The 10000-nt window shown below is 32.0% G+C and carries 11 protein-coding genes and 1 other RNA gene; 10 read left to right on the top strand and 2 right to left on the bottom strand.

The window, feature by feature from the left end; all coding sequences use genetic code 11:
* Nucleotides 1–76: 76 nt before the first annotated feature.
* Nucleotides 77–1120: a glutaminyl-peptide cyclotransferase gene (locus tag LDL23_RS04585; protein ID WP_291264658.1), complete on the bottom strand. Its 1044-nt coding sequence runs from the start codon at nt 1118–1120 to the stop codon at nt 77–79.
* A gap of 88 nt (nt 1121–1208) precedes the next feature.
* Here LDL23_RS04585 and ffs point away from each other — a divergent pair.
* The 4 genes from ffs (at nt 1209) to fsa (ending at nt 4024) form a co-directional block, all read left to right on the top strand.
* An RNA gene (gene ffs, locus LDL23_RS04580) (signal recognition particle sRNA small type) lies at nt 1209–1307 on the top strand.
* A 67-nt stretch (nt 1308–1374) separates the two neighbouring features.
* Nucleotides 1375–2373, top strand: coding sequence for an enolase C-terminal domain-like protein (locus tag LDL23_RS04575; RefSeq protein WP_291264657.1), 999 nt, complete (start codon nt 1375–1377; stop codon nt 2371–2373).
* A gap of 37 nt (nt 2374–2410) precedes the next feature.
* Nucleotides 2411–3214, top strand: a complete 804-nt coding sequence (locus LDL23_RS04570; RefSeq protein ID WP_291264656.1) for an SDR family oxidoreductase — start codon at nt 2411–2413, stop codon at nt 3212–3214.
* Between the two features lie 153 nt (nt 3215–3367).
* Entirely contained in the window at nt 3368–4024 is a 657-nt protein-coding gene (fsa, locus tag LDL23_RS04565) for a fructose-6-phosphate aldolase (protein ID WP_026726663.1), read from the top strand.
* A gap of 67 nt (nt 4025–4091) precedes the next feature.
* Here fsa and LDL23_RS04560 read toward each other — a convergent pair whose 3' ends face one another.
* The gene (locus LDL23_RS04560; RefSeq protein ID WP_291264655.1) at nt 4092–5495 is read right to left on the bottom strand and encodes a thioredoxin-like domain-containing protein; all 1404 of its coding nucleotides are present in this window, start codon (nt 5493–5495) and stop codon (nt 4092–4094) included.
* A gap of 156 nt (nt 5496–5651) precedes the next feature.
* On the opposite strand from LDL23_RS04560, the gene LDL23_RS04555 reads away from it, so the two are divergent.
* From LDL23_RS04555 to LDL23_RS04530, 6 genes are all read left to right on the top strand, one after another.
* On the top strand, nt 5652–7271 hold the full coding sequence (locus LDL23_RS04555) for an ABC-F family ATP-binding cassette domain-containing protein (protein WP_291264654.1): 1620 nt from the start codon (nt 5652–5654) through the stop codon (nt 7269–7271).
* A gap of 94 nt (nt 7272–7365) precedes the next feature.
* Nucleotides 7366–7905 (top strand): bifunctional pyr operon transcriptional regulator/uracil phosphoribosyltransferase PyrR, encoded by a 540-nt coding sequence (pyrR, locus tag LDL23_RS04550; RefSeq protein WP_291264653.1) that lies wholly within the window; start codon nt 7366–7368, stop codon nt 7903–7905.
* Nucleotides 7906–7934: 29 nt separating this feature from the next.
* Entirely contained in the window at nt 7935–8864 is a 930-nt protein-coding gene (locus tag LDL23_RS04545) for an aspartate carbamoyltransferase catalytic subunit (protein WP_291264652.1), read from the top strand.
* Nucleotides 8865–8905: 41 nt separating this feature from the next.
* Entirely contained in the window at nt 8906–9199 is a 294-nt protein-coding gene (locus tag LDL23_RS04540) for a hypothetical protein (protein WP_291264651.1), read from the top strand.
* Nucleotides 9196–9528 carry a ribonuclease Z gene (locus tag LDL23_RS04535; protein WP_291264650.1) on the top strand — a complete coding sequence of 111 codons (333 nt, stop codon included), beginning with the start codon at nt 9196–9198 and terminating at the stop codon, nt 9526–9528. Before LDL23_RS04540 ends, LDL23_RS04535 begins: the two co-directional genes overlap by 4 nt.
* Before the next feature lie 73 nt (nt 9529–9601).
* Nucleotides 9602–10000 (top strand): MBL fold metallo-hydrolase (locus tag LDL23_RS04530; RefSeq protein ID WP_291264649.1); only part of this gene is annotated, 399 nt, incomplete at its 3' end.

The raw sequence follows: 10000 nt of genomic DNA, 5'->3' as shown, positions 1-10000 counted from the left end.
GATATTATTACGAGTAAAATCTAAAAGTAAAAAAGCCTCAGAAATGAGGCTTTTTTTTATGTTTTTTTAAATCAGATTAATCAACTGTAATCTCAAAAGTTTTATCCCAATTTTTACCCGTAACAAAATATGTTTTAGTAGCTGGGTTAAATGCAATTCCATTGAACGCATCTAATTCTTGATGTTGAGTTACTTTGCTTCTTAAATCATGACAATTAATCACATTTTCTACTGCTCCTGTTTTTGGATTAATTACAGCAATAGCATCTTTTTGGTAAATGTTAGCCCATATTTTTCCATTAACCCATTCCAATTCATTAACAGCTTCTATTTTAGCACCATTCGTGTAAACATTAATATAATCTTCCACTTTCAAGGTTTCTGGGTTTAAAATGTAGATTTTTTCAGTTCCGTCACTCATGTATAATTTTTCTCCGTCATTGGTAATTCCCCATCCTTCGGTTTCAAATGAAAACGTTTTTTCTAATTTAAAAGTTTTCGCATCATAAACGAAACCTGTTTTTTCTTGCCATGTTAGTTGATAGATTTTGTCTTTTAAAACTGTAATTCCTTCGCCGAAATACTTATCTTCTAACTTAATTTGTTCGATAACGTTACCCGTTTTATAATCCGTTTTTCGCAAAGTTGATTCTCCGCGCTGTCCCGTACCTTCGAATAAAACACCATTATAAAATTCAAAACCTTGCGTGTAAGCATTAATATCGTGAGGATAGGAATTCACGATTTTATAATTCAAAATCTTTGGTTCTGCACTCGCGTAAATTGAAAATCCAGAAGTGATATCAATATTTTGTCCTTCAAAATAAACTAAGGCTTTAATAGTTTGGTTACCCAATTTTTGATTGCTCAAGGCAAAAGGGAATTTCTCATTTCCTTTTACCGAACCAATTTTAACTTCGTTTATGTAGTAAACGACAGAATCAATGGTTTTGTTTTCTTTGTTTTGTAAGACCAAATCGATGCTTTCTTCAAGCTTAAGAATCGGTTTTATTGTAGGATTTTCAATAGAAAATAAATTTTTTAATGCATTTTCATCTTCTTTACATGACGTAGAAATTACGCCTAAAACAATGAAAGCGAATAGCTTAACTTTTAACATGGTTGAAATATTTAATTACGTAAATATACAATGATTTTTTATACTCACAATTGCCTTGCAAAAATATAAAAAGGTTGTATATTTGCACCGGCAAGTCCTACACGACCAGCTCCTGCAGACTCCTCCAGGGTGGGAACACAGCAAAGGTATGTGGTTGTAGCGGTGCGATGTAGGTCGCTTGCCATTTTTTATTTCTTTTGAATTGTTATCTCCCTTTGTGGAGATTTTTTATTTTTACACCAATTCTAATTCCTATGCAAATCACTTGGCAAATTGTTCGCTTACAACTAAAAGAAACGTTTTCAATTAGTTATGGAAGTTACTCGTTCAGAGAAGCCTTAATTGTTTCACTTTCCAAAAACGGAAAAACAGGTTATGGTGAATGTACAGCGATTGATTACTACGGAATTAACTTGAGTGATTTCACTCAGAAATTAGCCGAAATTCAAGCTCAAATTGAAAAACAATCCCTAAAGCATCCTTCTGAATTTTATGCTTTTTTAGAAAGTTTACAATTGCATTCATTTTTGCGATCGGCTTTAGATTGTGCGTATTGGGATTTATTCGGGAAGTTAGAAAACAAGAGTTTCTTAGAATTGAATTCGATTGAAATACAACAATTACCCGAATCTTCTATCACCATAAGTGTCGCTCCAATAGAAGAGCAATTGCAAAAAATCGCAAAATCCGATTGGAATAAATTCAAAGTAAAATGGAATCATTACGATGAAAAAGCATTGGATTTATTACTGAATTGCGAAAAAGAAATCGCTTTAGATGCTAACGGAAGTTTTTCTATTTCCGAATGTCAGCAATTGGAAGAAAATCCGTTATCAGCTCAATTCACTTATATTGAACAACCCATGAAAACTGGTATTTCAAATTATTCCCATTTAAATGATTCAAAATTTGCGAATTGGATGGCCGATGAAGATTGCCAAGAACAAACAAAACTTTTCGATTTAAAATCGCATTATAAAACCATCAACATCAAATTAGTCAAAACGGGAGGGTTGACTCCAGCTTTACAATTAATTAAAGAAGCACGAGCCAACGATTTCAAAATCATGATAGGCTGCATGACCGAATCTACCGTTGGAATTTCAGCCGGAGCGGTTTTGGTTCCGTTAGTGGATTATGTAGATTTAGATGGCGCGAATTTAATTGCTAACGACATCGCTTTTGGAAGCACGATTGAAAAAGGGAAAGTGTTGCTTTCGGAGAAAGTTGGGTTAGGAATTTCCTTGAAATAATTTAAAGCCGTATTTTCGCAATATAATTCACACTAAAATGAGTAAAGTAGTATTAATTACAGGTGGTTCATCAGGAATTGGAAAGTCAATTGGTGAGTTTTTACATCAAAAAGGTTTTGTAGTATATGGCACAAGCCGAAATCCTGAAAAAATCACAAATTCGATATTTCCATTAGTAGCTTTAGATGTTCGCGATAAGCAAAGTATTGTCAATTGTGTAGCCGAAGTGATTCAAAAATCAGGACGATTGGATATTGTAATTAACAATGCTGGAGTTGGAATTACGGGACCAATCGAAGAAATTCCAACGGAAGAAATCCGAAATAATTTTGAAACGAATTTATTTGGTCCAATTGAAGTGATGAAAGCGGTTTTACCACAAATGCGTGAGCAAAAATCGGGTTTAATTATTAATATTACTTCGATTGCGGGTTATATGGGATTGCCTTATCGTGGAATTTATTCCGCTTCAAAAGGCGCTTTAGAATTAATCACCGAAGCCCTACGAATGGAGGTTAAATCCTTCGGAATCCAAATTACTAATGTCGCTCCAGGTGATTTCGCAACCAACATAGCAGCAGGTCGTTATCATGCGCCAGTGGTGAAAGGTTCAGCTTATGAAGTTCCTTACGGAAACACCTTAAAAGAAATGGATTCGCACGTTGATAGCGGCAGTAATCCAAACGAAATGGCAGAAGCAATTTTTGCTATCATTAAAACCGATAAACCAAAAGTACATTATAAAGTTGGGGCTTTTATGCAAAAGTTTTCTATTGTTTTAAAACGTATTTTGCCTGATACGGTGTATGAGAGAATGTTGATGAATCATTATAAGCTTTAGTAATTTCAAAATTCAATATCAATTTCAATATCAATTGTTTAACTTTATTATTTTGTATTTGAAATTGATTTTTGAAATTGTCATTGCAAATGCATTTTGATTTCTTACTTTTGCAATTCAAAACAACACACAATACTTTAAAATTTAAAAAAGATGAAATTTTTTATTGACACAGCTAATTTAGAGCAAATTAAAGAAGCACAAGAATTAGGAATTTTAGATGGTGTTACTACAAACCCATCGTTAATGGCTAAAGAAGGCATTACAGGAAAAAACAATATCCTAAAACATTACGTAGACATTTGCAACATTGTTGACGGTGATGTAAGTGCAGAAGTAAATGCAATGGATTTAGAAGGTATGATTAGAGAAGGTGAGGAGTTAGCTGACTTACATGAACAAATCGTAGTGAAATTACCTATGACTAAAGAAGGTGTAAAAGCATGTAAATATTTCTCTGATAAAGGAATTAAAACCAATGTAACATTAATCTTCTCTGCTGGACAAGCTTTATTGGCTGCTAAAGCGGGAGCAACTTATTGTTCGCCTTTCTTAGGAAGATTAGATGATGTTTCTACAGATGGTTTAAATTTAATCGATGAAATTCGTCAAATTTATGATAACTACGGATTTGAAACGCAAATTTTAGCAGCTTCTGTTCGTCACACCATGCACGTGATTAACTGTGCTAAAATTGGTGCTGATGTTATGACTGGACCATTATCATCAATTACTGGATTATTAAAACATCCATTAACAGATATCGGTATTGCTCAGTTTATTGCAGATTACGAAAAAGGAAATAAATAATTTTCTAAACTATATAAAACAAAAAAGCGTTCTAATTTAGAACGCTTTTTTTATAATTAGTATTTTATTATTCTAAGTTCTGTTCAAAATTTACATCAAACAAATTAGCAAAACCATTTTTGATAGTGCCATCTGCATTTAAGATGATAATGCGGTGAATCTTTGTAATCACCCATTGTTTTCTGATAGCTTCAAAGTCAGAAGCATGAAGTTCTTTTATGCTTTCAAAATTGTATTTTTTCAAGGCGTTTTTCCAATTGGCAACATTGTCATTTACATTAATGGCAATAAATTCGTAATTTGGATATTTAGCCTGTAATTCCATTACTTTTCTGTGAGATGCTACAAAATGCGATTCAGCATGACTCGTCCAAAAGAATAAAACGGTTGGTTTGTTAATAACACTATTTATATCTATCGGCTTATAAACCGTATCTACCAATTCAATTTTAGGTAAACGATTACCCACTTTTAAATTCTGAACCGAATTGTAAATCTCTGTGATTTCTTTTTTGTTTTCCTTGTCAGTAGTTAATTGTAAATAACGCTCAATGAATTTCTGATTGTTGTACATGTTTTGATCTTCTAACAAGTACATCATCGCTACATTATTCAATACCACATTTTTAACTTTTTGATTTTTAATTAAAGTATCCGTAATATTTAATTTCTCAATGTTGTTTTCTAACGAATTCTCATTTAAATCTAAATGATCCTTTTGCAGGGAAACGTTATTCAACATCACACTTACGTATTTAATAAAAGGCGAATAGTTTGTTAAAAGAGTATTATCAAAATCTACTTCTTTTCGATGTTCGTAATAATTAGAGGGCAATTTTGTTCTGATATTTTCGCCAGTTCTAAATTGGTGTGCGTAGGGATAAATTTCTTTTTTTGTAATGTGATGAAAATTAAGGCAAGCCTTAGCTAACACATCAAAATTTTCATCCCAACCAATTTCTGCCTTACGTTTTAAGTAAAAAGATTTACGAATAGCAAAACTCGAATCTATATTTTTGATAAAACTTTTAACATCTTTATCAAAATTGTCATACATCTTGTCTTTATCAGCTTCATTTTTAAGGTACAATTCCATTAAGAAATTATTCTTTTCATCGCCTCGACCACAAAAAACGACTGAGTTATCAAAATCAAATGTATTTACTCGAACCATTAAACTGTCATTCTTATCAAAATACACATATTGGTATTCAGGATTATGTTTAAAAGAGTACAAGCCAGGAGCTAACGAATCAAATTTATGCATGAAGCGATTGTTTTTGTCTAGATAAATAGTATCAATTACTTCATCATCTTTTAAAAACAAAACATATTTTTCTTGAGGATTTAATACTTCTCCACCAAAATAAGCTACAAAATCATCTTCCTTAAATGTTCTTTTACAAGAAGTTAAAGTAGAGAAAAGGACGATAGAAAGGGGCAAAAAGTATTTAATGTAATTTTTAATCATGCATTTGATTATTAATTTCTGAACAAATGTATCAGTTATATTCAAATCTTGTTGTTAAGGTACAGTTAAAATAAACCTATATTAATTCTAAATTAAAGTGTTCAAAAATCTACTATTTTTAGTACTTTTGCAACAGTTTTATAAAAAAATACAAAAATGTTAACAGTTTCAAATTTATCGGTTCAATTTGGGAAACGAATTTTATTCGATGAAGTAAATACAACGTTCACACAAGGTAACTGCTACGGAATCATTGGAGCCAATGGTGCGGGGAAATCTACCTTCATGAAAATTATTGCTGGTGAAATGGAACCAACGTCTGGTAGAGTAATTCTTGAGCCAGGAAAACGTATGTCGGTTTTAAACCAAAATCACAACTTATTTGACGAACACACTGTTTTAGAAACAGTTTTAATGGGAAATAAAGTATTGCATGCTATCAAAACAGAAATGGATGCTTTGTATGCCGATTATACCGATGAAAACGCCAACAGAATTGGTGAATTGCAATTGCAGTTTGATGAAATGAACGGTTGGAATGCAGAAAGTGATGCTGCAACCATGTTATCTAACTTAGAAATTGGTGCGGAACATCATTATACTTTAATGGCTGATTTGGATGGAAAACTAAAAGTTCGTGTCTTATTAGCGCAAGCTTTATTTGGAAATCCAGATGTGTTAATTATGGATGAGCCTACCAACGACTTGGATTTTGAAACTATTGGTTGGTTAGAGAATTTCTTAGCGAATTATGAAAATACGGTTTTAGTGGTTTCGCATGACCGTCACTTTTTAGATGCGGTTTGTACACACGTTTCGGATATCGATTTCGGAAAAATTACACATTATTCTGGAAATTATACGTTTTGGTACGAATCTTCACAATTAGCAGCACGTCAAAAAGCACAACAAAATAAGAAAGCTGAAGAGAAAAAAGCTGAATTAGAAGAATTTATCCGTCGTTTTAGTGCGAATGTGGCAAAATCAAAACAAGCTACTTCTCGTAAAAAAATGATTGAAAAATTAAATTTAGACGAGATTAAGCCTTCAAGCAGAAGATATCCAGCTATTATTTTCGATACCGAAAGAGAAGCAGGTGATCAAATTTTAAATGTTCAGAATTTAGCAGCTTCAGTAGATGGAGAAACCTTGTTTAAAAATGTAGATTTAAACATGGCTAAAGGAGATAAAATTGTAGTTTTTTCAAAAGATTCGAGAGCAACAACGGCTTTTTATGAAATTTTAAACAACAAAATGACTCCAGATGCTGGAACATTTGATTGGGGAATTACTACTACGCAATCCTATTTACCAGTTGATAACCATGAGTTTTTTGATGGTGTTGATTTAAACTTAGTAGATTGGTTACGTCAATGGGCTAAAACAGAAGAAGAGCGCGATGAAGTTTATGTTCGTGGATTCTTAGGAAAAATGATTTTCTCAGGAGAAGAAGCTTTGAAAAAATGTAACGTTTTATCTGGAGGAGAAAAAGTACGTTGTATGTTATCAAGAATGATGATGATTAGAGCTAACGTATTAATGTTAGACGAACCAACGAATCACTTAGACTTAGAATCGATTACCGCTTTTAATAATTCATTAAATAATTTCAAAGGTTCGGTATTGTTTACTACGCATGACCACGAGTTTGCGCAAACCGTAGGAAACAGAATCTTAGAATTAACACCAAATGGAGCTATCGACAGATACATGACATTTGATGAGTATTTAGAAGATGAAAAAATCAAAGAATTAAGAAAGAAAATGTATTCTTAATATGAATCCCGTTGCTAATTTTAGTAACGGGATTTTTTTTACAATACAATTGCTATTAGAAATATAAATTCTAAATTTGTACAAACAACACACTATGAGTCAAAAAATTTTGCTCACTTCAAAAGAAGTACACATTATCTTGCATCGATTAGCTTGTCAACTAATTGAAAATCATTTAGATTTCTCAAATACTATCTTAATCGGTTTACAACCAAGAGGTAAATTTTTAGCCGAAAGAATCAAACAAATTTTAGAATCAGAATATCAAGTTTCCAACATTCAATTGGGATTTTTAGATATTACTTTCTTTCGCGATGATTTTAGAAGAGGCGAAAAACCATTAGAAGCTAACAAAACCCAAATCGATTTTTTAGTAGAAGATAAAAAAGTAGTCTTCATTGACGATGTTTTGTATACAGGAAGAAGTATTAATGCCGCTTTAACTGCAATTCAATCCTTTGGAAGACCATCAGAAGTAGAACTTTTAACGCTAATTGACAGAAGATTTAGTCGTCATTTACCTATTCAACCTGATTATAGAGGAAGACAAGTAGATGCCATAAACAACGAAAAAGTATTAGTAAAATGGCTTGAAAACGATGGAGAAGATGCCGTTTATCTAATCACAAAATAACATAACTACAAACACACAACTACATATAAATGAAAGAATTATCAGTAAATCATTTAATCGGAATAAAATACATTACCAAACAAGATATCGATTTAATTTTCGAAACGGCAGACCATTTCAAAGAAGTTATTAATCGTCCAATCAAAAAAGTACCGTCTTTACGAGATGTTACCATAGCCAATATTTTCTTTGAAAACAGTACAAGAACCAAATTATCTTTCGAATTAGCTCAAAAGCGACTTTCAGCGGATGTCATTAGTTTTTCGGCAGCACAATCTTCGGTTAAAAAAGGGGAGACTTTAATTGATACGGTTAACAACATATTATCTATGAAAGTAGATATGGTTGTGATGCGTCACAGCAGCCCTGGAGCCGCTCATTTCTTATCACAAAATATTAGTGCAAGTGTTGTAAATGCAGGAGATGGAGCTCACGAACATCCAACACAAGCCTTATTAGACAGCTTTACAATTAGAGAAAAATTAGGCGATGTTGGTGGGAAAAAAATCGTTATTGTTGGTGATATTTTACACTCAAGAGTAGCCTTATCCAATATCTTCGCTCTCCAAATGCAAGGCGCAGAAGTAAAAGTATGCGGACCAAAAACATTAATTCCAAAATATATTGAATCGCTTGGAGTGAAGGTTGAACCTAATCTTCGAAAAGCTTTAGAATGGGCAGATGTAGCCAACATGTTACGTGTTCAAAACGAGCGTTTAGACGTAAGTTATTTCCCAACGACAAGAGAATACACACAACAATACGGCGTTACCAAAGAATTGTTAGATTCGCTAAATAAAGAAATCGTAATAATGCATCCAGGGCCAATTAATAGAGGAGTGGAAATTACTTCAGATGTAGCGGATTCACAACAATCGGTAATTTTGGAACAAGTAGAAAATGGAGTTGCGGTGCGAATGGCAGTGATTTATTTATTGGCAAGTAAGATTAAAAATTAGTATCTTAGCATAAAATCAGAAATTCAATTGAAATGGTTGAAATGAAGTATTTAAAATTTGAAATAAAAATTCATGATGATTTTTCTGAATATGAAGATATAAACTCAAATATCGAATGTTTTATAAATTGTAAAACTTTCAATGAAGCAAAACTTATAATAGAGAAATCAGTAAAAAATTATAATTGGAAACTTGGAAATTGTATTGATGAAAAAGTATTAATTTTTGACGAAATCCAAAATGATTTGCATAAAGAACAATATTTAAGAGCAATTGAATTAGGTGAAAGTTATATAATAAATTCTAAGCCAAATAAAAAATCCCAACCAAAATGAAAGTAGATCAAAAAGGACATACCACCATCATCAAAGACACGCAAAATAATATTGAAGCTTTTGTGGGTAAAATCACCAATGAATATCATGTGTTTCAAGGTCAGAATTTAATTTTGGATGTGTCAAATAATAAAACCCTTTCTAATGCTGATTTAGCTCATTTTAAAGAGTTGGCAAAGACTCATAAAAAAGCTAAAAAATCAATTATAATTGTAACAGATACGGTTGATTTTAATAAAGTTCCCAATTATTTAAACGTGGTTCCTTCTGTTTTAGAAGCTCACGACATGATTGAAATGGACGAAATTGAACGCGATTTAGGATTTTAATAATTAAAAATTGATAATTGAAAATTGATAATTCTGATAATTGTTAATTATTCATTATCAACTATCAATTGAAATGAAATTACAAATACTCGGTTGTTACGCAGCCACTCCACGAACCATAACGAATCCAACATCACAGGTTTTAGACATAAAAAATCATATGTTTTTAATTGATTGTGGTGAAGGAACACAAGTGCAATTGCGCAAGCATAAAATCAAGTTTTCTCGTATTAATCATATTTTTATTTCGCATTTACACGGCGATCATTTTTATGGATTAATCGGTTTGATTTCTACTTTTATGTTGCTAAATCGCGAAAATGATTTACACGTTTATGGTCCAAAAGGAATTAAAGAAATTATTTTATTGCAATTACGAGCTTCGGGTTCGTTTACAGGTTACAATTTGTATTTCCATGAATTAGAATCTAAAGAAAGTGAAGTTATTTTTGAAGATGAAACGGTAATTGTA

The organism is Flavobacterium sp. (assembly GCF_020217025.1).
Lineage (GTDB): Bacteria > Bacteroidota > Bacteroidia > Flavobacteriales > Flavobacteriaceae > Flavobacterium.
Note: the sequence above shows the minus strand (reverse complement) of the source record. Positions and strands in the feature narration are given on the sequence as shown.

Bases quoted from the DNA above. Each gene is read 5' to 3' on its own strand.
- LDL23_RS04535 (WP_291264650.1), top strand. From the start codon at position 9,196: ATGAAAGTAGATCAAAAAGGACATACCACCATCATCAAAGACACGCAA.
- pyrR (WP_291264653.1), top strand. From the start codon at position 7,366: ATGAGTCAAAAAATTTTGCTCACTTCAAAAGAAGTACACATTATCTTG.
- LDL23_RS04560 (WP_291264655.1), bottom strand. From the start codon at position 5,495: ATGATTAAAAATTACATTAAATACTTTTTGCCCCTTTCTATCGTCCTT.
- LDL23_RS04575 (WP_291264657.1), top strand. From the start codon at position 1,375: ATGCAAATCACTTGGCAAATTGTTCGCTTACAACTAAAAGAAACGTTT.
- LDL23_RS04585 (WP_291264658.1), bottom strand. From the start codon at position 1,120: ATGTTAAAAGTTAAGCTATTCGCTTTCATTGTTTTAGGCGTAATTTCT.
- LDL23_RS04545 (WP_291264652.1), top strand. From the start codon at position 7,935: ATGAAAGAATTATCAGTAAATCATTTAATCGGAATAAAATACATTACC.
- LDL23_RS04540 (WP_291264651.1), top strand. From the start codon at position 8,906: ATGAAGTATTTAAAATTTGAAATAAAAATTCATGATGATTTTTCTGAA.
- fsa (WP_026726663.1), top strand. From the start codon at position 3,368: ATGAAATTTTTTATTGACACAGCTAATTTAGAGCAAATTAAAGAAGCA.
- LDL23_RS04555 (WP_291264654.1), top strand. From the start codon at position 5,652: ATGTTAACAGTTTCAAATTTATCGGTTCAATTTGGGAAACGAATTTTA.
- LDL23_RS04570 (WP_291264656.1), top strand. From the start codon at position 2,411: ATGAGTAAAGTAGTATTAATTACAGGTGGTTCATCAGGAATTGGAAAG.